The 23925-nt window shown below is 56.3% G+C and carries 22 protein-coding genes; all 22 read left to right on the top strand.

The features are described from left to right. Positions 1–96: 96 nt before the first annotated feature. The 22 genes from glmS to ACDC66_RS10325 all read left to right on the top strand — a co-directional run bounded on the left by glmS (position 97) and on the right by ACDC66_RS10325 (position 23844). Positions 97–1929, top strand: a complete 1833-nt coding sequence (gene glmS, locus ACDC66_RS10430; protein WP_376696657.1) for a glutamine--fructose-6-phosphate transaminase (isomerizing) — start codon at positions 97–99, stop codon at positions 1927–1929. Positions 1930–2456: 527 nt separating this feature from the next. Beyond that, a complete protein-coding gene (locus ACDC66_RS10425) occupies positions 2457–3518 on the top strand; it encodes an NAD-dependent epimerase (protein ID WP_376696656.1) in 1062 nt (353 codons plus the stop codon). A 184-nt stretch (positions 3519–3702) separates the two neighbouring features. Beyond that, positions 3703–5115, top strand: a complete 1413-nt coding sequence (locus ACDC66_RS10420; protein WP_376696655.1) for a nucleotide sugar dehydrogenase — start codon at positions 3703–3705, stop codon at positions 5113–5115. Between the two features lie 239 nt (positions 5116–5354). Then, positions 5355–5600 carry a type II toxin-antitoxin system ParD family antitoxin gene (locus ACDC66_RS10415; protein WP_376696654.1) on the top strand — a complete coding sequence of 82 codons (246 nt, stop codon included), beginning with the start codon at positions 5355–5357 and terminating at the stop codon, positions 5598–5600. Next, positions 5597–5884 (top strand): type II toxin-antitoxin system RelE/ParE family toxin, encoded by a 288-nt coding sequence (locus ACDC66_RS10410; RefSeq protein ID WP_376696653.1) that lies wholly within the window; start codon positions 5597–5599, stop codon positions 5882–5884. Before ACDC66_RS10415 ends, ACDC66_RS10410 begins: the two co-directional genes overlap by 4 nt. 411 nt (positions 5885–6295) lie before the next feature. Next, positions 6296–6631: a MarR family EPS-associated transcriptional regulator gene (locus ACDC66_RS10405; RefSeq protein ID WP_376696652.1), complete on the top strand. Its 336-nt coding sequence runs from the start codon at positions 6296–6298 to the stop codon at positions 6629–6631. 210 nt (positions 6632–6841) lie between these two features. Next, on the top strand, positions 6842–7123 hold the full coding sequence (locus ACDC66_RS10400) for a type II toxin-antitoxin system ParD family antitoxin (RefSeq protein WP_376696651.1): 282 nt from the start codon (positions 6842–6844) through the stop codon (positions 7121–7123). Between the two features lie 11 nt (positions 7124–7134). Further along, entirely contained in the window at positions 7135–7422 is a 288-nt protein-coding gene (locus ACDC66_RS10395; protein WP_376696650.1) for a type II toxin-antitoxin system RelE/ParE family toxin, read from the top strand. A gap of 139 nt (positions 7423–7561) precedes the next feature. Beyond that, on the top strand, positions 7562–9247 hold the full coding sequence (locus ACDC66_RS10390; RefSeq protein ID WP_376696649.1) for a bifunctional sulfate adenylyltransferase/adenylylsulfate kinase: 1686 nt from the start codon (positions 7562–7564) through the stop codon (positions 9245–9247). 10 nt (positions 9248–9257) lie between these two features. Further along, positions 9258–10865: an aldolase catalytic domain-containing protein gene (locus ACDC66_RS10385; RefSeq protein ID WP_376696648.1), complete on the top strand. Its 1608-nt coding sequence runs from the start codon at positions 9258–9260 to the stop codon at positions 10863–10865. Between the two features lie 3 nt (positions 10866–10868). Further along, a complete protein-coding gene (locus ACDC66_RS10380) occupies positions 10869–11618 on the top strand; it encodes a 3-deoxy-manno-octulosonate cytidylyltransferase (RefSeq protein WP_376696647.1) in 750 nt (249 codons plus the stop codon). Continuing rightward, a complete protein-coding gene (locus ACDC66_RS10375; RefSeq protein ID WP_376696646.1) occupies positions 11615–12526 on the top strand; it encodes a hypothetical protein in 912 nt (303 codons plus the stop codon). Before ACDC66_RS10380 ends, ACDC66_RS10375 begins: the two co-directional genes overlap by 4 nt. Positions 12527–12535: 9 nt before the next feature. After that, the gene (locus tag ACDC66_RS10370) at positions 12536–13258 is read left to right on the top strand and encodes an HAD family hydrolase (protein WP_376696645.1); all 723 of its coding nucleotides are present in this window, start codon (positions 12536–12538) and stop codon (positions 13256–13258) included. A gap of 83 nt (positions 13259–13341) precedes the next feature. Further along, entirely contained in the window at positions 13342–15039 is a 1698-nt protein-coding gene (locus ACDC66_RS10365; protein ID WP_376696644.1) for an ABC transporter ATP-binding protein, read from the top strand. 200 nt (positions 15040–15239) lie between these two features. After that, positions 15240–15992, top strand: a complete 753-nt coding sequence (locus ACDC66_RS10360) for a sulfotransferase family 2 domain-containing protein (RefSeq protein WP_376696643.1) — start codon at positions 15240–15242, stop codon at positions 15990–15992. Between the two features lie 395 nt (positions 15993–16387). Continuing rightward, complete coding sequence (locus ACDC66_RS10355) at positions 16388–17176, top strand: hypothetical protein (protein WP_376696642.1); 789 nt, start codon at positions 16388–16390, stop codon at positions 17174–17176. A 172-nt stretch (positions 17177–17348) separates the two neighbouring features. Continuing rightward, positions 17349–18194 carry an FkbM family methyltransferase gene (locus ACDC66_RS10350; RefSeq protein ID WP_376696641.1) on the top strand — a complete coding sequence of 282 codons (846 nt, stop codon included), beginning with the start codon at positions 17349–17351 and terminating at the stop codon, positions 18192–18194. A 118-nt stretch (positions 18195–18312) separates the two neighbouring features. Then, positions 18313–19287 (top strand): glycosyltransferase family 2 protein, encoded by a 975-nt coding sequence (locus ACDC66_RS10345; protein WP_376696640.1) that lies wholly within the window; start codon positions 18313–18315, stop codon positions 19285–19287. A gap of 131 nt (positions 19288–19418) precedes the next feature. After that, positions 19419–20804: a glycosyltransferase family 2 protein gene (locus tag ACDC66_RS10340; protein ID WP_376696639.1), complete on the top strand. Its 1386-nt coding sequence runs from the start codon at positions 19419–19421 to the stop codon at positions 20802–20804. A gap of 43 nt (positions 20805–20847) precedes the next feature. Next, positions 20848–21822, top strand: coding sequence for an N-acetylneuraminate synthase family protein (locus ACDC66_RS10335; protein WP_376696638.1), 975 nt, complete (start codon positions 20848–20850; stop codon positions 21820–21822). After that, entirely contained in the window at positions 21819–22562 is a 744-nt protein-coding gene (locus ACDC66_RS10330; protein WP_376696637.1) for an HD domain-containing protein, read from the top strand. The genes ACDC66_RS10335 and ACDC66_RS10330 overlap by 4 nt, the downstream gene beginning before the upstream one ends. Beyond that, complete coding sequence (locus ACDC66_RS10325; RefSeq protein ID WP_376696636.1) at positions 22543–23844, top strand: polysaccharide pyruvyl transferase family protein; 1302 nt, start codon at positions 22543–22545, stop codon at positions 23842–23844. Before ACDC66_RS10330 ends, ACDC66_RS10325 begins: the two co-directional genes overlap by 20 nt. Positions 23845–23925: the final 81 nt, after the last annotated feature.

Below are 23925 nucleotides of genomic sequence, written 5' to 3'. Positions count from 1 at the left end.
GCAAACAAGCTAACAAGCTAACAACCCATAGAGACGCCTCAACTCAAATCAGGCAACACTGTAACTCGAAGAGAACAGACTGGACGAACCCAACCCATGTGCGGAATCGTAGGCGCCACCTCGGCGCGCAACATCACCCCCATCCTGCTCGAAGGCCTGCGCCGCCTTGAATACCGCGGCTATGATTCGGCCGGCATTGCGGTACTCGACGGCGAGACCATCGACATCCGCCGCGCCGTCGGCAAGGTCGAGGCCCTGACCGATTCCCTCGCCGCCGACCCGCTGGAATCGCACACCGGGATCGCCCACACGCGCTGGGCGACCCACGGCAAGCCGACCGAGGCCAATGCGCACCCGCATCGATCCGGTCACCGTCTGGCGGTGGTCCACAACGGCATCATCGAGAATTACGAGCAACTGCGGCACGAACTGCAATCAGCCGGCTTCCAGTTCGCTTCCGAGACCGACACCGAGGTGGTCGCTCACCTCATCGCCCGCGAAATGGATCAGCACGACGACTTCGTCACGGCCTTCTCGCTTGCAGTCGCCCGCCTGGAAGGGGCCTTCGCCCTGGCCGCCATCACCCCGCAGGATCCCGAGGCCATCTATCTGGCCCGCATGGGCTCACCCCTGGTCATCGGCGTGTCGACCGAGGAAAACTACATCGCCTCCGACCCGCTGGCCCTGCTGCAGGTCACCGACCGCTTCATTCACCTGGAAAACGGCGACCTGGCCCGCGTCGACCGCCAGGGCGCTCATCTTTTCGATCTCGAGGGCAACACCCTCCAACGCGAACCCGAACGCTACGCGCATGAAGACCAGGTGGCCAACAAGGGCGACTACCGCCACTTCATGCTCAAGGAAATCCACGAGCAACCCGAGGCGGTGGCCAACACCCTGGCCGACAAGCTGGGCAGCCATGGATTGCTGACCGAGTCGCTGGGTCCGGAAGCCAACGCCATCCTGCCCAGGATCGAGGCCATCCACATCATCGCCTGCGGCACCAGCTACCACGCCGGGCTGGTGGCGCGCTACTGGATCGAGTCGATCGCCGGGGTCCCGGTCAATGTGGAAGTCGCCAGCGAGTACCGCTACCGCGAACCGGTGGCCCCGCCCAACACCCTGTTTATCGGCATCTCGCAGTCCGGCGAAACGGCCGATACGCTGGCCGCATTGCGTTTCGCCAAGGAAAACCGCTACCTCCAGACCCTGGCACTGTGCAACATGCCGGGATCCACCCTGGTGCGCGAATCGGGCCTCAGATTGCTTACCCACGCCGGCATCGAGATCGGCGTGGCCTCCACGAAGGCCTTTACTACCCAGCTCACGGCCCTTTACTGGCTGGCCCTGGTTCTGGGCCGCTCCCGCGGACGACTCGACGACGTCGCCGAAGAAAAGGCCGTGGCCACGCTGCGCAACCTGCCGAACGCGATGCAACAAGCCCTGGCCCTCGAGGAAGACGTCAAGCACATCGCCGAGGACTTCGTCGACAAGCACCACGCCCTCTTCCTGGGCAGAGGGACGCACTTCCCGATTGCCCTGGAGGGCGCGCTCAAACTCAAGGAAATCAGCTATATCCACGCTGAAGCTTATCCGGCCGGTGAACTGAAACACGGCCCCCTGGCCCTGGTGGACGAAGACATGCCCGTGGTCACCGTCGCCCCGGACGACCACCTGCTCGGCAAACTCCGGTCCAACCTGGAAGAAGTCCGCGCCAGAGGCGGCCAGCTGATCAACTTCATCGCCGACAACGTGGACATACAGGCCGGCGAGGGTGTGACCAACCTGCAAGTGCCGGGCATGAACGCCGCTACCAGCCCCGTCATCGCTACTATCCCCCTGCAACTCCTCGCCTACCACGTGGCGCTGCTGAAAGGCACGGACGTGGACAAGCCTCGAAATCTCGCAAAATCGGTAACCGTGGAGTAGGTCGGGGTAACATCCCCGACGGACTGCCATTCGTTGACACCCGCGCAAAGACCTCGCTAGACTGAATATGACGCTGGAAAATATGGGGGGGACGTCCGAGTCCAGCGGTTCCCTGATCCAAGCAACCGATCTTCTTCCCCCAGCCCCGCGCCCGGGCTTGTTCAACTTTGAACAAGCCGCACAACCCGGCCAACTCGGGCCATTGGGGCCAAACCCAATGGCGGTAGCGTGCCCGAAAACCCTGATCCCAACGCAAACCGTCGTCCCGGACTCCGATCCGGGACCTCGCACCTTTGCGCCGGCACGGCCAGACTCACTGCCACCCGAATCGTGCGAGGCCCCGGATAATCACGCGCTACCGGCATTCCGGAAGCCCTTCTTTCGCCTGACGGCGAAAACCGGCCTTCCTCCATTGCCTGCGCTGCGCGATTTCCGGGGCGACAATATTGCCTTTAACCTTTGACCTTTGACCTTTAACCTTCAATCCCAAACAACCGCCAACACCGAGTGCGAGCCGCCCCAAACGAATGAACGAAAAAACGAAAGAACGCACCAAACCAATCCTCGTAACCGGCAGCGCAGGCTTTATCGGAAGCCACGTAACCCGCCGCCTCCTCGACGCGGGCGAAACCGTAGTCGGCCTGGACAACCTGAACGAATACTACGACCCAAAACTGAAGTCCGACCGACTGGCCCACTTCGCCGAGCACCAGAACTATACGCACATCACCGGCGACCTGGCCGACCGGGACCTCATTGAAGTCGTCTTCGCCACACACCAACCAAAAAGAGTTGTCCACCTCGCCGCCCAGGCCGGCGTGCGCTACGCCGCCGAAAACCCGCACGTCTACGTCTCGTCGAACGTCACCGGCACCCTGCACATCCTGGAAGGCTGCCGCCACCACGACGTCGAGCACCTGGTCTTCGCCTCGACCAGCTCCGTCTACGGCGCCAACACCAACATGCCGTTCAACGAGAGCGACAGCACCGACCACCCGCTGACGCTATACGCCGCCACCAAAAAAGCCAACGAGATGATGGCGCACAGCTACGCCCATCTCTACAACATCCCCAGCACGGGTTTGAGATTCTTCACCGTCTACGGCCCCTGGGGCCGGCCCGACATGGCCCTGTTCCTGTTCACCAAGGCCATCCTCGCCGGCGAGCCGATCCAGGTCTTCAACTACGGCAAACACAGACGAAGCTTCACCTACGTGGACGACATCGCCGAAGGCGTAGTGCGGATCCTCGACAAGCCACCAGAACCGGATGCAAACGCCGGGGAACCCGGAACCCGGAACCCGGAACCCGTCGTTCCAGACCCCGCGACGAGCAGGGTTGCCCCCTACCGCATCTACAACATCGGCAACGAAAACAGCGTCGAACTCATGCGCTACATCGAGGTGCTGGAAAAAGAACTCGGCAAAAAAGCAAAAATGGAAATGCTCCCCCTACAACCCGGCGACGTCCCCGATACCGAATCCGACGTCACCAGCCTGGCCGAGGCCATCAACTACCGCCCACAAGTCAACGTAGAACAAGGCGTAGCCAACTTCGTCAAGTGGTACAGAGACTACTACCAAGTCTAAGAAGACTGTCGTCCCGGCCGTAGCAAAGCGAAGAGCCGGGACCTCGCACCTTTACTAAGCTTTTCAGAACCCGGCAAAGCCGCAGGCGAGCCGACCCCCGGAAACCGGAAACCGGAAACCGAAACACATTGGTTCCCCTTACCCCTTTAACCTTTGCCCTTTGCCCTTTAACCTTTAACCTCAAATGCCACCCCACTTCAACCAACTCCAAACCAACCTGAAAGCCGGCCACGCAAAAATCGCCATAATCGGCCTGGGATACGTCGGCCTACCCCTAGCCGTCGAATTCGCCAAAAAATACAAAGTCATCGGCTTCGACATAAAACAACCCAGAATCGATGAACTACGGGCCGGAAAAGACACCACCCGAGAAGTCGAACCCGAGCAACTCGCAACCGCGGCAGCCAACCTCGAACTCACCAGCAACCCGGCTGACATCGCCGAAGCAACCGTCTACATCGTCACCGTCCCGACCCCCATAGACGACTACAGACGCCCCGACCTCCGCCCCCTGCTCGCAGCAAGCAAAACAGTAGGCAAAGCCCTGAACCCCGGCGATGTCGTCATCTACGAGTCCACCGTCTACCCCGGCTGCACAGAAGAAGACTGCGTCCCGATCCTCGAACAAGAAAGCGGCCTAACCTACGCCACAGATTCTGTCGTCCCGGCCCCCGAGCCGGGACCTCAAACCGGCAAAGCCGAAGGCGAGCCGAATCTTTCGAACGAAAAAACGAAGGAACGAAAAAACGAAAGAACTTTCTTCGCCGGCTACTCCCCCGAACGCGTCAACCCCGGCGACAAAGCCCACAGAGTGGCAGACATTGTAAAGGTGACCTCGGGCTCGACCCAGGACTGCGCCGAATTCGTGGACCAGCTCTATAGAAGCATCATCACCGCCGGAACGCACCAGGCGAAAAACATCCGCACCGCCGAAGCCGCCAAAGTCATCGAAAACACCCAACGCGACGTCAACATCGCCCTGATCAACGAACTGGCCATGCTGTTCCACCGCCTGGGGCTGGACACAACGTCCGTCCTCGAAGCCGCCGCCACCAAGTGGAACTTCCTGCCGTTCAAGCCCGGCCTGGTCGGCGGCCACTGCATCGGCGTCGACCCTTACTACCTGACCCACAAGGCCCAGCAGATCGGCTTCCACCCGCAGATGATCCTCTCGGGCCGGCGCACCAACGACGGCATGGGCCCCTTCGTCGCCGGCGAAATGATCAAGCTGATGGCCGCAAAAGGCTGCTACCGCCCCGGCGCCCGTGTGCTGGTGCTCGGCCTGACCTTCAAGGAAAACTGCCCTGATCTTAGAAACACCCGCGTGGTGGACGTCATCGCCGCCCTGAAGCACTACAACCTGCAAGTCGACGTCCACGACCCCTGGGCCGACCCGACAGAGGCAAGGGAAGAATACGGCCTGGACCTGACCCCAAAACCCGAAACCGAAGCCTACGACGCCGCCGTCCTCTGCGTCGCCCACAACCAATTCAACACCCTGGCCGACCCCGGCATCCGCCAGTGGCTGAAACCCGAAAGCATCATCTACGACCTCAAAAGCGCCCTACCCCCGGAAATCGTAGATGCACGCCTCTAGCAAAGAACCGGCAAAGCCAAAGGCGAGCCGATCCCCGAAACCAACGCGAAGCGTCGTCCCGGACGCGATCCGGCACCGCGCTCCCCGGAAACCGGAAACCGGAACCCGGAAACCGCTGTTTTCCCTTTAACCTTTCACCTTCACCCTAAAACCTTCCCAGCTCCCCAAAACCTTGACAATAATTGCCAATATTTGCCAAAATCGTGGAGTGCCGCCCACTGGCAATCAGGAGGTCACTAATGGCAACAATGAACGTCTCACTACCAGATGCAATGAAAACCTGGGTCGAGGAACGCTCCCGCTCGGGCCGGTACAGCAACGCCAGTGACTACGTGCGCGACCTGATCCGCCGCGACCAGGATCGCGCCGAGAAGATTTCCAGAATGCAGGTGCTGGTCGATGAAGCCGTCGCTAGCGGTGAAGGCCAGCGCTCCATGGAGCAGATTGAACAACAGGCACAAGTCAGACTCTCCAGCAGCAAGTGAGCCCCTTCACCCTCAGCGTTATTGCTGAAGAAGACCTGATCCAGATCTACACCGACGGTGCAACCACCTTCGGGCTTGAACAGGCGAAACGCTATCACCGAAAGCTGTTCCAGGTTTTCCGGTTTCTCGCAGAAAACCCGTTGGCCGCACCCATTCGGCCCGAATTGAGGACGGATGTTCGGGTTCACCCCGCAGAGTCGCACATCGTGCTCTATACGGTACGAACGCAAGACATCCTGAGCCTGCGCATTCGCCACGCCCACGAGGATTGGCTCGACCATTGATGCCCGACCACAAATCTCCGCATCTCCGGTTCCCTTGAACCTTCTCCTTCCGGCAAAGCCGCAGGCGAGCCGACCCCCGGAAGCCGACGCGAAGCGACATCCCGAACTTAAACCGGCACCTCGCTCCCCGGAACCCGGAAACCGGAAACCGGAAACCGCTCTTTTGCCCTTTAACCTTCCACCTTTGACCTTTGACCTTTCACCTTTAACCTTAAATGCCGTTGACACCCCCCACCCCCCGTGGCTAGACTCCCTCCAGCGCTGGAAAAAACGGGGGGATCCGAATCCAGCGGTTCCCGAACACTGAATCGCAACACCCAGCCCCCGCCCCGCGCCCGGGCTTGTTCAATTTTGAACAGGCCCCACAACCCGATTTCCCGGGCCATTGGGGCCGCACCCAATGGCGGTAGCGTGCCAGAAAGCCCAACACCCAACACAGAAACCCGTTTCCAGATTCTCCGCGCCCTGTCGCACAATCCGGAAATGACCCAGCGCGAGCTCGCCGGCGAGCTCGGCATCAGCCTGGGCAAAACCAACTATTGCCTGCGCGCCCTGGTCGACAAGGGCCTGATCAAGGCCGCCAACTTCAAACGCAGCAAACGCAAGGCGCGCTACCTGTACCAACTGACACCCAGCGGCCTGACCGAAAAAGCCGGCCTGACAAGGCGCTTCCTGCAAAGAAAGCTCGAAGAACACGAAGCCCTGACCGCCGAAATCCAGCGCCTTCGCGAAGAAATCGCTGGATAGACGGCTCGCCCAAGCCCGAAACTTGCCCCAATGCGCCTGACAGACCACCAAATCGAAACGATCAAACAGGCCACCGGCGAGCCGCCCCCGGGACCCGGAATGTTTTGCTTCCGTAAACCGTTTATCCGTAATCCGATTTTTTGCTTTTCCTGAAACCTTATTTCCCCATGTATATAATATGGACATTCCATGTACATGCAGGACAGCCCCATGACAATGCACATCAACCTGTCGCCAGAAATGGAGGGGTTTATTAAAAACCTCGTTAAAACAGGCGAGTATGGCAATGCCACAGAAGTGATTCGCGATGCGATCCGGCGTTTGAAAGCGCAGGAGATGCACAAGGCTGCATGGCGTCAAGCCATTGAGCTGGGTGATACTGATCCTGAGAGCGATACCCCGTATACCGCGACCACTGCCCGGGAGCTGGCCCAAAAAGCCCAGCAGAGTCCGGCAGACAGCGCATCAATCGATCCTGAGTTGATGCCCTGACGCACCGGCCCGTGGAAGTTCTCCTCTCGGACAAAGCCCGCCGGGACTTCGAGAGCATACTTCGCTATACGGTTCAGCAATGGGGCCGACGGCAAATGGAGGCGTACAGCAACACCCTGGATGCCGCCATCCATCAGATCTCGCGAAACCCGGAAATCGGCATATTGCGGACCGATTTGAAGCAACCGTATCGGACCTATCCGACTGGCGTGCACGTCATCATCTACCGCCAGTCTTCCAGGCAGATCAGAATCCTGCGCATCCTTCATCAACGGATGGACCCAGCAAAGCACTACTGAAACCAGCACGGAACCCGGAGTGTTTTTCTTCCGCAAACCGTAAACCGTCATTTTCTTGCTTTTCCTGAAACCTGCACCCTGAAACCGTTCATCACCCTGGTTTCCTTTAACCTTTAACCTTTCACCTTTAACCTTCAACATGCCCAACCAGCACCCAAACCAGAGCACGCAAAAAGGCCCAGTCGAAGCCCCCAAGCAAGACTACGCCCTCTCCCCCCGCCACCTCTGCGACCTCGAACTCCTAACAAACGGCGCCTTCCACCCGCTTACTGGCTTCCTGGGGGAAAAGGACTACGAGGCGGTGCTGCAAACCATGCGCCTGGCCGACAACACCCTGTGGCCCATGCCGATCACCCTGGACGTCCCCGAGACCTTCGCAAAAACCATCGACACCGATGAGACCATCGGCCTGCGCGACCCCGAAGGCGTCCTGCTGGCCACCATGCAGGTCAGCGACATCTGGCAACCCGACCGCCGCGCCGAGGCCGAGGCCGTCTACGCCACCACCGACGCCAACCACCCCGGTGTGGCCCGCCTGCTCGAGCGCACGCACCCTTACTACATCGGCGGCAAGGTCGAGCTCATCCAGCCGCCGCTGCACTACGACTTTGTCCACCTGCGCCACACCCCGGCCGAACTCAAGGCCTGGTTCAAGAAAATGGGCTGGGAACGCATCGTCGCCTTCCAGACGCGCAACCCCATGCACCGCGTTCACCAGGAACTGACCTTCCGCGCCGCACGCGAGGTGGAAGCCAACCTGCTCATCCACCCGGTCGTGGGCCGCACCCAGCCCAACGACATCAACCATTTCACGCGGGTGCGCTGCTACGAGCACATCCTCAAGCGCTACCCCGAGCAGACCACTGCCCTGTCGCTGCTCAACCTGGCCATGCGCATGGCCGGCCCCAGAGAGGCCCTGTGGCACGCCCTGATCCGCGCCAACCACGGCTGCACGCATTTCATCGTCGGCCGCGACCACGCCGGCCCGCGCAACCCCAAAACGGGCGAGGGCTACTACGGCCCCTACGACGCCCAGGAACTGATCGCCGAACACGAGCAGGAAACCGGCATCACCATGGTGCCGTTTCGCGAGATGAAGTACGTCGAAACCCGCGCCCAGTACGTCCCGGCCGACGAAATCCAGGCCGACGACCAGGTGCGCGAAATCTCCGGCACCGAAATCCGCCGACGCCTGAGCGAGGGCCTGGATATCCCCGAATGGTTCAGCTACCCGGAAGTCGTCGCCGAACTGCGCCGCACCCACCCGCCGAGAGCCAAACAGGGGGTGACCATCTTCTTCACCGGCCTGTCCGGATCGGGAAAATCCACCGTGGCCAATGCCCTGCAGGTCAAACTGATGGAACTGGGCGGGCGCCAGACCACCCTGCTCGACGGCGATATCGTCAGAAAGAACCTCTCGAGCGAACTGGGCTTTTCGAAAGAACACCGCAACCTCAACATCCTGCGCATCGGCTACGTCGCCAGCGAAATCACCAAGAACGGCGGCATCGCCATCTGCGCCCCCATCGCGCCCTACACCGCCACAAGACGCGAAGTGCGCGACATGATCGAACCCCACGGCGGCTTCATCGAAATCCACGTCTCCACGCCGCTGGAAGTGTGCGAACAACGCGACCGCAAGGGCCTGTACAAGAAAGCGCGCGAGGGCATCATCAAGGAATTCACGGGCATTTCCGACCCTTACGAGGAGCCGGAGAACCCGGAACTACGCATCGACACGACCGAGATCGAGCCTGACAAGGCCGTGCAGCAGATTCTGCTGAAACTGGAGCATCTCGGATACCTTGCAGGACAACCCTCATAGAGACCGCCCTATGACACTCCGGTTTCTCGACTGCACGCTCCGCGATGGCGGCTACTACAACGCCTGGGACTTCTCCGAAGACCTGCTCACCGACTACCTTGAGTCGATGAAATCGGCCGGCGTCGACATTGTTGAGCTGGGCTTCCGGTTCCTTAAGAACCAGGGTTTCAAGGGAGCCTGCGCATTCACCACCGATGAGTTTCTTGAAGGTCTTTCGGTTCCAGAGGGACTGACCATCGGTGTCATGATCAACGGCGCTGATCTGTGCACCCAAATGGGTGTCGACGAAGCCCTCACCCGGCTGTTTCCTCGAGCGGCCGATGAAACCTGCGTCGAACTGGTGAGGATGGCTTGTCATTTCCATGAACTGCCGCAGGCCTTTAAAGCAGCAGAGAAGCTGTCCGAGAGCGGTTATCGAGTCGGGATCAACCTGATGCAGATTGCCGATCGCAGCCAAGCCGAAATTCTGGATCTAGCCAGTCGAGCAAACGAATCTCCCATTGAAGTACTCTACTTCGCCGACAGCATGGGCGGCATGAGGCCGGATGATGTCGGGAAGATCGTGAAACTGCTGCGCCAAAGATGGGAAGGAGATGTGGGCATTCATACCCATGACAACATGGGACTCGCTCTGGCGAATACGCTTAGAGCCCAGGATGAAGGCGTAAACTGGCTGGATGCAACAGTTACCGGCATGGGGCGAGGGCCAGGAAACGCCCGGACCGAAGAGCTCGCAATCGAAGTGGCTGCATTGCGCGACCAAGCACCCAACCTGGTGCCATTAATGACGTTGATTCGAAAGCACTTCGCACCCATGAAACAGCAATACGGCTGGGGCACGAATCCCTATTATTACCTGGCCGGAAAGTACGGAATCCATCCTACCTACATCCAGGAAATGCTTGGCGACGCCCGCTACGACGAGGAAGACATCCTCGCCGTCATCGACCACCTGAGGGAAGAAGGAGGGAAGAAGTTCAGCTTCGACACCCTCGACGGCGCCCGCCACTTCTACCGCGGCGAACCGCGCGGCAGCTGGGCACCGGCCGATGCCATGAATGGCCGCAATGTGCTGATCCTGGGCACTGGGCCAGGTGTTGCTGCTCATCGTTCCGCTCTCGAGGCCTACATCCGTCGTACCAGCCCCCTGGTCATGGCGCTCAACACACAGGAAGCCATCGATCCAGAACTCATCGATCTACGAATTGCCTGCCACCCGGTTCGCCTGCTCGCGGATGCCGATACGCACTCCAGACTGCCTCAACCGCTGATCACGCCGGCTTCAATGCTACCCGAAAGTCTCCGCAATGAACTCGCCAGTAAGGAGTTGCTCGATTTCGGTCTCGGTATTGAGCCGGGTCACTTCTATTTTGGAACGACCCACTGTGTTGCGCCCACGTCGCTCGTATTGGCCTACGCACTAGCCGTAGCGACCAGCGGCAATGCAAGCGGCATCCTCATGGCAGGATTCGACGGATACGCTTCGGGTGACATACGGAACGCCGAAGTCGAGTCGATGCTTGCTGAATTCACAAGCTCCGTAAACAACAATTCCTTGGTGTCCATAACACCGACCCGATACAAGGGTCTACCTTCCACCAGCTTGTACGGTCTCTGAACAATGCGCGCTTGCATTGTTATTCCTGCCCGTTTCGACTCAAGTCGCTTTCCTGGAAAGCCTTTGGTGCCACTGCTCGGAAAGCCCATGATTCTCTGGGTTGCAGAGCTTTCAGCGAAAGCTGTAGGGCAGAACCATGTGTACGTGGCCACCGACGACAACCGAATCGCCAGTGTCGTGCGTGAAGCCGGATTTTCGGCGCTGATGACCAGTCCCGATGCGCTCACCGGAACCGATCGACTGGCAGAGACCGCCGAAGTAATCGACTACGATATCTACATCAATGTGCAGGGTGACGAGCCACTTATCGACCCGCAAGATATTCTGCGATGCATTGAGCTCAAGTCCGAGCATCCCGAAATGATTGTGAATGGTTTCTGCTGGCTCAGCCAGGACGAGGATCCTGAGAACGTAAATATCCCCAAGGTAATTACTACCGAAGCCGGAATCATGGTTTACATGTCCCGTAGCCCGTTGCCAGCATGCAAGGATCCAAAAAATGCGCCCGAGAACTACAAGAAGCAAGTCTGCATCTATGGATTCACTCGAGAGGAGTTGCGCGCCTACACCGGATTCGCTCGCAAGAGCGAGCTGGAGAGGTTGGAGGATATCGAGATCCTCAGATTTCTCGAACTGGGTTCTCGCGTTTTGACGTATGAATGCCTTGCTGGAAGCGTGGCGGTCGATGTACCGGACGACGTAGGAAAAGTAGAACAAGCTCTCTCAAAAAAACACGGAAGCAAAAAGGAGTGAGCTATCAACTGGTAAAAGTCTTCGGGCTTCAAAGGTCTGGAAACCACGCCATCCTGAACTGGCTCATCGGCCTTGATGTTGAAAAGACATTGTTTATAAACAATCAGAAAGCCGGCAGACCCCTTCGCGGCGGCGCAGTGTCTCTTCCCGATGAGTTCAATGCAAACGCGAAACGGCACAATGGAAGGGTCACAGAGTATTCTGAGTTGGTGTCCAGTTTTAGTAGCTGGGGCAATAAACTCATCGTCAGCTTCGAGAACTTTGACCTGCGATTGCATGATCCTGCCACTGCGAATGGGCCAATTTACAATGCTTTTGGACCCCCGGACGATGAGCGCATTGTTTTGATTTTGCGCAACCCATTTTGCGTAATTCCTTCACTTTCCCGACTGCACCCGATTGACGAATACGAGCACGCCTCGCGCATTTTTAGGCAGAATGGCCTGGTCAACCTGCTTCTCTACACAGCACAGAGCATTCGGAGACTTGCCAAGCGCAAGCCTGAAGCTCATAGCCTGCACGCTCGCGGAAGGGTGGTAGATATTATTGAACTTTGGCCCGAGTATGCAAATGCAGCGAGCAGCGGGAAGATTGGCCGTAACCCAGTTACCCCTATAATATTTGATCGCTGGTTAAAGTGTCTGAACTATCGGAATTCCATTGCTACAACGCTTGGGTGCACCAACGAAGACAAGTATATGGACTTCATTTCAGATGCCGGCGGCGGCAGCAGCTTTTATGGCACTTCTGCGAACGCTTCTGAGCTCAGTGGATACTCTTGTATCGAGCGATGGAATTTCCTCTCCAGAAAGAAAAAGGTAGTAAAGGTCATCAAGAACAATCCAGATTTTCTGCGGCTGAGTCGTGAGCTATTTCCTTCCTCGGAAATACCACCGGTTTTTCGATAAGAGCAATTCATGGAAATGTCACGCCGGATCGATTTCAACTTCAAAAACTACAATTGTTTCGTCTTCGATTGTGACGGGGTTGTTCTCAACTCCAACTCTTGCAAAACAGAGGCATTTCGGGCGGCCGCCCTACCTTGGGGTGAAGCCGCCGCCGAGGAGCTCGTCGCGCACCATGTCGCCAATGGTGGTGTATCACGGTACGAAAAATTCCGGCATCTCATAGAAGAAATCCTTCCACGTGTTGCCCCACAAAGCATCCCCGGTCGCGACGGCCCCGACTTCGAAAGTATGCTAGAAACCTATGCCGAAGCGGCGCGAGAAGGTTTGTTGACCTGCGCGATTGCAGACGGACTTCAAGAATTGCGCGTAGCAGCCCCGCAGCAACGCTGGATGATCATCTCCGGCGGGGACCAGACCGAGTTGCGGGCAATCTTCGAGCAACGAGGACTGGCCAAATTGTTCGACGGTGGCATCTTCGGAAGCCCAGACCCAAAGAAGTCTATTCTGGAACGCGAGATCAAGCTTGGCACCATTCGCCGTCCGGCCCTCTTCCTCGGCGACAGCCGTCTCGACCACGAGGCGGCCAGCGAGCATGATCTGGATTTCCTGTTTGTCAGCAAGTGGACGGATTTTGCCGGCTGGGAAGACTATTTCGCTTCCCGCCACGTAGACGTCATACCGACCATAAGCACCTTGTTGACTACGTCACCCGGCCACAGAGGCAGGATCTGAATTCAGTGTCAGTGTCTTCTTCGGATCAGTCCCTGTTCCAGCTTCTCCGCGACTTTGTCCCACACATCCCGCGGAGACGTCGCTTGCAGTTCCTCGGACTGTTCGTTCTCATGCTCGTCGGAGCCGGTGCAGAACTGGTCACGATTGGCGCGGTCATCCCGTTCATCTCCCTCATGTCCGAGCCTGAAGCGGCGTTTCAGTACCCACTCTTGCAGGACATCTTCTCTGCACTTGGTTGGCGCAGACCTGAGGCCATCGTTTTCCCAATGGCCATCGCTTTCGTGGCGCTGGTAGCCGCTGCAACCAGCATTCGACTCCTGCTGCTATGGGTCAGCACTCGGCTCGTTTTCGCGCTTGGCTACGACATTGGCGTGTCACTCTACAACCGTGTACTCAGTCAACCCTACAGCTATCACATCTCGCACAACACCAGCGCGATCATCGCCGCAGTCAACAAAGTGCAAGCCGTCATTAATGGCGCCGTTCGGCCTGTCATGGAAGGCGCAATCGCTCTGATTCTCTCGCTGGCCATCATCGGAGCACTGGTAGCCATCGACCCGGGGGCGACACTCGGTGCTGCCATCACTTTCGTCATTTTCTACTGGATTATCGCGACCGCTGTACGAGTCCGACTACGCGCGAACGGCAAACGGATCGCCGCGGCTCAGACCGACCGCGTGCGCTGTGTCCAGGAAGGCCTGGGCGGCATCCGCGACGTGATTCTCGACCAGAGCCAACGACACTACACAAGTGCATTCGCCCGTACCGACCAGAGCCTGCGCCAGGCCCAGGCGCGCAACAACTTCCTCAACCAGGCGCCTCGGTATATCGTCGAAGCCATCGGAGTCTTTCTTATTGTCAGCCTAGCGCTAGTTCTATCCGGTCAAACCGGGGGGCTGGTGGAGGCGCTTCCCATACTGGGGGCGCTGGCCCTGGGGGCCCAACGCCTACTACCTTTGCTGCAGAGAATTTACGGTGCCTGGTCGCGGATGACCGGCAACCACCAGATGTTTGCCGACGTACTCAGCATGCTCCAACTACCGAGGAACACTCTGCTGCCCCGCCATAAGATCATCGCTCAGCCGTTTGAGAAAGAGATACGACTGGAGAGCGTAGGGTTCCAATATGACACCAGCGGTGAAGAGGTACTCAAGGACATCGACGTGACGATCTCAAACGGTGCGCGAGTTGGCATCATTGGTCCTACCGGCAGCGGAAAATCCACCCTGGCCGACATCATAATGGGTCTACTCGAACCAACCCAGGGCCAGCTTACTGTCGATGGAGTTCCGATCGATTCCAGTAATCGTTCGGCATGGCAGAAGCGTATATCCCACGTTCCACAACACATCTACCTGGCCGACGCCAGTATCGCCGAAAACATTGCCATCGGCGTTCCCGAATCGAGGATTGACCGAGATCGCATCACATGGGCGGCCCGCTGCGCCCGAATTGCCGATTTCATCGAGTCCTCTCCCGCGGGATACGACGCACGCGTTGGCGAGCGAGGCATTCAACTTTCTGGTGGTCAGCGCCAGCGAATCGGCATTGCCCGGGCACTCTACCGTGACGCTGACGTCCTGATATTTGACGAAGCTAGCAGTGCACTTGACTCGGATACGGAATCTGCTGTCATGGATGCGATCAATGGCCTTTCACCTGATCTTACTATGGTTCTTATCGCCCACAGAGTTGCAACCCTGAAGGACTGCAATCTGGTCATTCGGCTTGATTCAGGCCAGATCTTAGAAAGGGGCAATCATTCGGCGGCAGCAACCTGATCAGGTCGCAATTGAAGTAAGGACTACCAAGGTCCTTCAAAACTTCGCCAGCTTCATGCCATCTGTTGATTAAGACCAAATGCGACGACGAGCAATACCGGTGAGGGCCCTCGTAGTTGCAGATCTATTCGAGGTCCACCTTTCGCTGTAAGTGCTACAGTAACGTACATGAAAAAAATGACAGGCAGAAAACACAGACAATGATCTATCTTGAAGACCCTAATATTCTTTTTCTTAAACCATTCAAAGTCGCAGGAACGTCTTTCGAAATCGCACTCTCAAAATTTGCTGGCGCCAACGATATCATCTCGCAGCTCCGTAAAGACAATCACATTCGTCGCAATCTGGGGCTTCAAGACGGGTCTAATTACAAGTATTCATGGCGCGAACGATTATCAATGCACCCCAGGCGGCAACTCAAGCTTCTGTACTATAAGCATAAACGGATCAAGTTTCCTCAACACACGAGCGCAAAGATGGCTCGCAACCTCCTTGGCGAGGAGGCCTTCAGCAAGGTATTCAAGATCTCGATCGTTCGGGATCCTTTCGATTACCTCATTTCCTACTACTTCTGGCGCAATAGAGAGCACGTAAAACCCAGGCCGACATTTGCTTCGTGGATTAGACGGAACCCATGGGTGCTTACCCATAACCATCAGTTCTACTACCTCAATGGTCAGGATATCATTGACTATTATGTGCGGTTCGAAAACCTACTGGAAGATACCAAAAAGCTTGAAAAGATGAAACCCGAGCTCGAAGGGTTGACTCAGACTTTCAGCGAAATCTCTGCGAAATCCAGCATTCGACCAAGTGACGCGACCCGTGAAACCATGTTCAAGGATCAACCGCTGCTAGTAGAAGTGGTAAGGTTCTTCCAGGGCGACCACATGGAACGATTCGGTTACCATGCGCCTCCGGCCACGACAGCCGCCCAGCGCACAACAGATTGAGTCTTTCATCCAGGCTCTGCATCTAAGCAGTCGACTACTGTCAACTGAATGGCTGCCGCCAGGCTAAAACTTGTAATTTGCGAAACTCTCCCGCGGTTCGAGTTTCCTTACGTTCAATGAAAGTTCGGGACCCTGCAGGGTTGCAATCTGATTCTTCGGCTAGACTAGGGTCAGACTTCCGAGCAGAATCCCAATGCAGTGGTTATTGATTGACCGGCTATCATAGAGTCGGGTTTGACCTGCCTTCGATGAAGGCTCGTTGAGATCAAATCCTTGCTTGAATAAAGTAGATCGTGGTACGCCCACAACGCGCAACTCGTCATTCGCTCGAATTCCGACTAAAGTGGAGGGCTTAGGAAGGCGATGTCACAAAGCAATACGAGCAGCACCGCCGAATGGCAAGCCTCAGACCTGATTTTGCGCACCAGACTTACGTCATTCCTCAGCGCACAACATCTTTTCGATATATGGCAGAAAGCAGAATGAACATTTTTGTTGTGGGCTCCAAGCCGGATGCGGTTTTTCCAAACGTCCAACCTGACAGGGTATACGCTGTGAACGGTGCCATCGCCCGCCTCGAGAATATTTCTGAAACGACAGAATCAATCGGCGTGATCAGTTGGAGTGTGATTTTTTCTGACGAGCCACAGGATGTGGAGACCCGGCGCCAATGGTCGGGAAGGCATGTAGACAGGCTGATTATTTCGGGCCAAGGCGCTAACTTCGAACAGGAAGCGCCCGAGCTGGAGGTGAGGTTGCGGGATCTGGGTTTGCGCTTCGCGCGTCTCTCGGCAGTCGGCAAGCAGTGCAAAAGGATTGTAGTCAAGAGCAGGCGCAAAAACCGACTGTTGATGGAGGTAGCGATTCGGCTTCGATCCGCTTGGCCCAGTTCCCTACTGCTGGAACTGAAGCGAACCAAGTTGCTACCTGAAATTGGCATTTCAGGAGGTGTTCGTACGCTGGTCATCGCCAACCAAGAAGCGCCGCCTGGCGCCAAACTCTACTTGATCGGCGTCGGCGCCCGAAAATCCAGGGGGCATTTCTATGACTCTGAGGCGGCGTTCGACAAACACGCTCTCCAAGACCGCAACTTTCTCATTGATTTCAGCCGGAAGAATCCGGGACGTCTAATTGCGACAGATCCAGTTCTCTGGAGATTTCTCGAGAGATATGCGGCACCCTAGTGATTGGACCGCTGATCAAGCGGCCTGCAAATGGAAGTTACCGAGAAATTGCTCGTGGCATACTGACCTGAAAGACACGCCCAGACTAAAGAGCTGTCAGCTACAGCCATCTAGTCTCCTTAAAAGTTGGAGTTCCCTTTCGGTCCGTGTAGGTTTAATCTGAAAGTAACTAATGATTTCTAATCTGAAAAGAATGATAACCAATCGGCTTCTGTGGAACTGCAAGAACCAAGGAGATTTCGCCCATCGCGCGACTGCTCTGTGCAAACTTAAGAAGCGCTCTACGCGAGTTTCATGGGACGAAGAAAAGAGCCTTTTTCTCGTGTGGAGTAGTACTGTTCCTCCAATTTATGTCGCGCGTCGCAATCGGGTGAAAGAGAAGTATCTCCGTGACGTTGACCGACCACGGGAGATATTCGAAAAGTACCTTTTACCCCAAGTGCCGTTTCAAAAAGATGACATTATTATTGACGTTGGAGCAAACATTGGCGAACTCGCACTTCACCTTGCAAGGACTTTCGATGTCCGGGCTATTTGCCTGGAGCCTGATCCCGTTGAATTTGCCTGTCTGCGAGCGAATATGCAGGACCCCAAAGCAACTCTCATCAATGGCGCCCTCTGGAACACGAAGACCCGATTAGAGTTCTCAATGTCCAATGACAGCGGTGACTCCAGCCTTCTACCCTCTAATGACCGGTCTCCGAGGATGGAGATCGAAACCTCTACACTTGACGATATCGGCCATGATCTGGGGCTTCTGATTCCGAACAGTACAGTTAAGCTCCTGAAGCTTGAAGCCGAGGGGGCAGAACCTGAGATCCTGGAGGGTGGTGCGTCATTGCTGCGTAATGTTCAATTTGTATCTGCGGACCTTGGACCGGAACGCGGAACAGATAAACAGCACACCATTTGCGAGTGTGTAAATCTGCTAACCCAAACCGGCTTCAAGCTTGCTGGAGTAAACTTCAGAACGCATGTCTATCTATTCAGGAACGAATCATTAGTACCCACCGAGTGAAACCAGACTTTTACCAAGAAGGGTTGTAATGAAAACTGCGTCAGACCGTCAACTTATCGATAGCGTGAGGGTCCTGAAGGGAGAATTTCCGTCTTCGGAGATCTGCGTCTTCTCAATAATGAAAGATGAGATGTTCTTTTTGAGGTCCTTTCTGGATTACTATCGAAGCCTTGGAGTTGATGAGTTTCTGATTCTTGAAGATGGCTCCCATGATGGGACGCTGGAGTTTTTGCTCGAACAACCGGATGTCACAGTTTTGAAAAGCAGCTTTTCTTATGGAGAAGAGTTTCGACGCCGCTCAAGGCTTCCGTGGCGGTTGAGCAGGATGCGGGCCGGAATACGACTCAAGACGTTGATTCCAGATGCATATCTTCGTCGAAGATGGTGCCTCTGTGCAGATGCTGATGAATATTTGATTCTTCCACCTCAATTCACTCAGCTGTCAGAGCTAACACAAGAACTGGAGGCTCTTGACATACCAGTTCTCATTGGCTCTTTGATTGAAACCTACCCTCGAACTTTCGCGGATTTAGCAACCCCGGTCCCCGCACCAAGGGATTTCTCGGAACTGATTTCGTTGAGCCCTTATTTCGATGATGTTAAGTTGCTTGAGGTCAAGGATTCCGGCGACATCTTCAGGCTGAACCCTTCGGCATCTGGTCGCTTGTTTTCTGCTTACAATATTCCGTTCGGATCTAAACAGGAAGTCGCTACCGTCGAAGAGGTTGTTGCTTCTGGACGCAGGAAGAATCTTGCTATTGGATCTGCGATTCATAAAATGCCATTGATACGCCCAAGTCGCAAGATTAGATACACATCAAGTCACTTTGCTAGCTCCAAGCCGACGCCCGCCGCTGGAGTCGCGCTTCTTCACTTCAAATTCACGGTTGATCTTCTGAGGCGTTTGGACCTAGCAATTCGCTCAAAGGCCTGGAGCGGCGGCAGCAAAAAGTATTCAAAATACGAATGGCTTTTGTCCAGAATGAAATCCGCGGACGGAACGTTTCTGGGCCCGAACTCAGCCATCTACCAGTCTGCTAGGCAGCTTGTTAACTCCGGCAATCTGTGGTGGGATCTAGATAAAAGCTTATAGTTCCCCTAGCCTTTTGGAGCTGATCATCTCATTAACTTATAGCCACAAAATTTTGATCCTAGAGCGTTCTGATTCGCGGCTGTCTCCTGTAGTGCCGCTCTTATCGAACGCCATAGCGTTGCATTCCAATCATGAGTAGAGTTTCAGTCTATGTCCCGTCGCGAAACTACGGTCGTTTCCTGCGCCAGGCCCTCGAAAGCGTCTTTGGCCAGACTTTTACAGAATGGGAACTGCTCGTTTTTAACGAGGGCTCTGATGACCAGACCTCGACGATTGCGCGTGAGTTCGTTATGCGTGCGCCCGACCGAGTCCGCTTGGTGGAGCACGAGCGAGCTCTGGGCCTGCGGGCCTGCGCGAACGAAGCACTGGATCTGGCACGTGGCGAGTACATCATTCGCCTGGACGCAGACGACTATTTCGACCCCAGCGCACTACTAGTGCTTTCGGACTACCTGGATCGGCACCCGGAAGTTGGACTGGTCTACCCTAACTGGATTTATATAACGGAGTTCGGCGACGTGATCGGCGTCGAGCGTCGAAAGCAGATTAATGATGAGGTCGAGGTTCTCGATCTGCCTGCGCATGGCGCCTGCACCATGATCCGAAAACGAGTTTTGAAGGCGGTCGGTGGGTACGATACCGACTTCGACTCACAGGACGGACATGAGTTGTGGCTGAAAGCCTTGCACCGGTTCAAACCGGGTAACGTCCAGACCCCGCTCTTCTATTACCGCAAGCACACCGCTTCAATGTCGACTGACTTCGATGGGCTACTCGAGGCTCGCCGCAAGATCAAGAAGAAGGTGGCGGGGGCATATACGGGCCCCGTGCGGCCGAGAATTGTGGCCATTGTACCGGTCAAGAATACCTACGAGCACATGCCCAACATCGCACTGGAACCCTTGGCCGAACGCCCCTTGGTCGACTACACGCTGGACTGCGCGCGTGCCTGTGACGCTTTCGATCTGATCTATGTTACTACCGACGATCGGGCGGTCGTTGATTATTGTGCTGAGCAGGAGGGCGTCGTTGCCCATCTGCGAGATATGCGCCTTTCCGATCCTGACGTGCAGCTTCAGACCGTCATCGAAGACGCCCTGAGCCATCTGGAGGACGAGATGGCATTCTTTCCTGATATCGTGGCCATTCTCAATGTGCATGCCCCCTTGCGGCGTGTGGCGCACGTTCAGGAAGCACTGGATACCTTGCTGGTATATGAAGTGGATCAGGTGCTCAGCACGTACGAGGATACCGACCTGCACTTCCGGCACGGCCGTCGTGGGCTGGAGCCACTGAATTTTGGCGCGACCAAGACACTCAGGCTCGAGCGCGAGGCACTGTTCGCTTGGAATGGCGCTGTACACGTGTTCTGGCGCGACGTGTTGCGCACCGAGGCACTTTATTCAGGTCGGGTAGGACACATCATCATGCCGCGGATCGACAGCGTACAGGTCAAGTATCCGGAAGCGCGACAGCGCGTCGAGAACATCATGCGAGAACGCGGTGACATCAGCTAGCGCTACCGATAGTCCCGCATGGTCTGTCAGGTCACGACCTGTGATGATTGCCGAGATCGGCGGCAATCACGAGGGCGACTTCGACTACGCCGTAAGGCTGTGCGACCTGGCGATCGGCTCCGGCGCCGACTATGTCAAGTTCCAGCTCTACACAGGCGACAGCCTGGTGAGCCCGGTCGAGTCGCCGGACCGTCACGAGCATTTTCGGGGCTTCGAATTGACCCGGGACCAGCATCTGGAGCTGGGCCAGCGTTGCCGTGCCGCCGGCGTCGGTTACCTCGCATCGGTCTGGCACCCCGACATGCTCGATTGGATTGACGACTATTTGGACTTCTACAAGATCGGTTCCGGTGACCTTACCGCCTGGCCGGTCCTCGAGAAATTCGCTGAGCGCGGCAAGCCAATGCTTCTTTCGACCGGATTGGCGACCCTGGAGGAGACGCTGGCGACCATTTCATTTCTGGAGCAGTGCAATCCAGTCTATCGCGCAGCCGAACAGATCGCCCTGATGCAGTGCACGGCCATGTACCCCATCGAAGAACGTGATGCACACCTGCGGGTGATGGATACACTTCGCACTACTACCGGACGTCCTGTCGGCTACTCCGACCACACCCGGGATACTCTGGCGCTGGAAGTCGCGGCCGCCCGGGGTGCGCAGGTGCTGGAGTTTCATTTTACCGATACTCGAAAGGGCAAGACATTTCGCGATCACAAGGTTTCGCTGACGCGAGAGGAAGTGATGGCCTTGAGAGCGCGACTCGACCGTATTCAGGAACTACTCGGAGATTCCGACAAGCGTCCGCTGGAATGCGAGATTGAGACTGGACACGTCACCAGCTTTCGCCGCGGCCTCTACTCTCGCGTTGACCTCAAGGCCGGCGATCAAATACAGCCGGAGCACCTCGTCGCCCTGCGCCCCAATCACGGCATCGACGCCAGGCGATACCGCGACATCGTCGGCAAGCGAGTCAAACGCGACACCCGCGCATTCCAGGCACTGGAGCTGGAAAAATGAGTCTTACCGGAACCCGGAAACAGGAAACCGGAAACCGTTGTTTAATCCCCCAGACCAACCTGCAGCTCTTTCGGCAGATGCTTTCGCTCGGATACGATGAATCGAGTGTTGAACTAGCGAACCGGGCTTACCTGTTTGCAGCGCATCAGACCTGCAGAATTCTGAGAGGTTCCGGAAAGCCCTTCGTCTGTCACCTGGTTGGCACGGCCGGCATTCTAGTCGAGGCTGGTCAGGACGCAGATTGCATCGGAGCGGCCCTGATGCATGCCATGTATCAGGACCGAATTCCATTTCCGGACGACCGAGATTTGAAGCTGCGCCGCGAATACATCCGGCAGCACTTCGGAAAGAGCGTCGAATCCTTGGTCCACGACTACCATAATTTCGAAGTTGTGCGCCTGGACCAATTCAGCCTCGAGCAACTACGTAAACGGCGCACCGTGGTCATGATGCGCCTGGCCGACGAACTCGAGGACTTGCTCGACCACGGGGTGGCCATGCACGGCCAGCCGGAAGACGACGAAACGGTCGGCGGTAGCGCCGCCAGCCGCCGGGTCCAGAAAATGCAACTAGCCTCGGAATATCAACGCGCCGCACGCGCCATCGGGGTGAGCACTATTGAACAACATCTCGAGTACTGGCTGGAACAAACCGCCAGCCCCCAATGGCCCAGGTCGCTACGAACCGGGGCCTATTCGAGTTATGAAGTTTCCGGTCACAATGAAGATCGCCCTGCTTAACGACACTGAATGTTTCGAGAACATCGGGTCTCAGCTGACCAGTGGCTGCCTCAAACGTGCAGTCCTTGAAGCTTTCTCGCACCAGGCCTCCGAGGTTGCAATGGAAAGTTGGCCGTGGAAATGGGGGAAGCATTCAGCGCGCATACGCTCGTTTCTGACCTCCCTACCCTTCTTCCTGGGCGGAAAAAGAAATGATGCTTCGTTCCTGCGATGGCTAAAGGTGCTGTCCAGAAATGAATATGGTCGGGCCGCTTACGGTTCCGCCTTGAGCTCCGACGTCGTGATATTTCAGCCCGAAGGCAGCTTTTATGAATGCGATGACATACACAAGCTTACGTCAATCCTTTCTCTCCCAACTCTTTGTCAAAGACTTGGAAAGCCAGTAGTTTGCTTGAATGGAACGTTTCCCGAGTATCGCGATTCAAGGGCTATTTTGATCAGCTCTTTTCTTCGTGAATGTCGATGGGTTGCCCTACGAGATCGATGGTCTGCCGAATACTACAAAGCCGACTTCATTCCAGATCTTGCCTTTTCCTACCGCCCTCAGATACCAAACTCGGGGCGGGCCACACGCCGATCGAACTCTGTCCTGATTACAACCGGTGCAAGGTTCAGCAAGAAACGAAACATGGAGTTAACGCGAGTCGCACTGGACTTCTGTCGCAAAGAAGACTTGCAGCCACTGGTTTTGACCAAGCTAGGATTTCATGTTGAGGGACTACGTTCAGAGATCGAATCTATGAATGGACGCTTGATCCTCCGCTCCAACCTATCAGATGCAGCGACATTAGTAGATCAATGTTGTTTGCACATAGGCGGAAGGTATCACATGGCCATCCTTGCGCTTACGCTTTCCATACCAAGCGTACTGGTTCGAACAAATACCCACAAGAACGAGTGGCTATCCAGTGAGATCACAGGAATCGAGCTCGCACAAACTGAAGCACAGATACCCAAATTGGGGAAAAGGCTCCTGAACCAGTCACATCGATTCAAAGCTGACATTTCGAAAGACCTTGAACGAATGAGGTCAGCCATAGCAATCAATATGCCGCACCTTCGCGCACAACTGCGGAATGACGGCACGGAACACCATGAAGCTGTGACGTTGAATGACGGCCGGAGCCTCGAAGAACAATTGGAGCTTTCGACTCTGGCTGGCGCCCTTGTCAGGGATCAGAAGATGCGTCTGCACAAGACGTTTCGCCATCTTCGCATGAAAGTTTTATTGGCCAAAAGAAAGGTTGTGCCATTTTCAATCTTTCGGGCTGGGCAGGCCTGAACCGATGGCTTCAACCGGAATTTCCAGTCTGAGATTGGTCAAGCGGTGTCCGCTTTGCGGCTCTACAGACCGTAGGCAGCA

Origin of the sequence: Wenzhouxiangella psychrophila (assembly GCF_042310375.1) — a bacterium.
In the GTDB taxonomy this organism is placed as follows: Bacteria; Pseudomonadota; Gammaproteobacteria; order Xanthomonadales; family Wenzhouxiangellaceae; genus Wenzhouxiangella.
This window is presented reverse-complemented; position numbering and strand designations above follow the sequence as displayed.

Excerpts from the sequence above, each read along its gene's own strand:
- ACDC66_RS10350 (WP_376696641.1), top strand. The coding sequence starts at position 17,349 with ATGATTTCTAATCTGAAAAGAATGATAACCAATCGGCTTCTGTGGAAC.
- ACDC66_RS10340 (WP_376696639.1), top strand. The coding sequence starts at position 19,419 with ATGAGTAGAGTTTCAGTCTATGTCCCGTCGCGAAACTACGGTCGTTTC.
- ACDC66_RS10385 (WP_376696648.1), top strand. The coding sequence starts at position 9,258 with ATGACACTCCGGTTTCTCGACTGCACGCTCCGCGATGGCGGCTACTAC.
- ACDC66_RS10345 (WP_376696640.1), top strand. The coding sequence starts at position 18,313 with ATGAAAGATGAGATGTTCTTTTTGAGGTCCTTTCTGGATTACTATCGA.
- ACDC66_RS10400 (WP_376696651.1), top strand. The coding sequence starts at position 6,842 with ATGACAATGCACATCAACCTGTCGCCAGAAATGGAGGGGTTTATTAAA.
- ACDC66_RS10380 (WP_376696647.1), top strand. The coding sequence starts at position 10,869 with ATGCGCGCTTGCATTGTTATTCCTGCCCGTTTCGACTCAAGTCGCTTT.
- ACDC66_RS10355 (WP_376696642.1), top strand. The coding sequence starts at position 16,388 with ATGGCAAGCCTCAGACCTGATTTTGCGCACCAGACTTACGTCATTCCT.
- ACDC66_RS10360 (WP_376696643.1), top strand. The coding sequence starts at position 15,240 with ATGATCTATCTTGAAGACCCTAATATTCTTTTTCTTAAACCATTCAAA.
- ACDC66_RS10420 (WP_376696655.1), top strand. The coding sequence starts at position 3,703 with ATGCCACCCCACTTCAACCAACTCCAAACCAACCTGAAAGCCGGCCAC.
- ACDC66_RS10415 (WP_376696654.1), top strand. The coding sequence starts at position 5,355 with ATGGCAACAATGAACGTCTCACTACCAGATGCAATGAAAACCTGGGTC.
- ACDC66_RS10390 (WP_376696649.1), top strand. The coding sequence starts at position 7,562 with ATGCCCAACCAGCACCCAAACCAGAGCACGCAAAAAGGCCCAGTCGAA.
- ACDC66_RS10370 (WP_376696645.1), top strand. The coding sequence starts at position 12,536 with ATGGAAATGTCACGCCGGATCGATTTCAACTTCAAAAACTACAATTGT.
- ACDC66_RS10335 (WP_376696638.1), top strand. The coding sequence starts at position 20,848 with ATGATTGCCGAGATCGGCGGCAATCACGAGGGCGACTTCGACTACGCC.
- ACDC66_RS10330 (WP_376696637.1), top strand. The coding sequence starts at position 21,819 with ATGAGTCTTACCGGAACCCGGAAACAGGAAACCGGAAACCGTTGTTTA.
- glmS (WP_376696657.1), top strand. The coding sequence starts at position 97 with ATGTGCGGAATCGTAGGCGCCACCTCGGCGCGCAACATCACCCCCATC.
- ACDC66_RS10425 (WP_376696656.1), top strand. The coding sequence starts at position 2,457 with ATGAACGAAAAAACGAAAGAACGCACCAAACCAATCCTCGTAACCGGC.
- ACDC66_RS10325 (WP_376696636.1), top strand. The coding sequence starts at position 22,543 with ATGAAGATCGCCCTGCTTAACGACACTGAATGTTTCGAGAACATCGGG.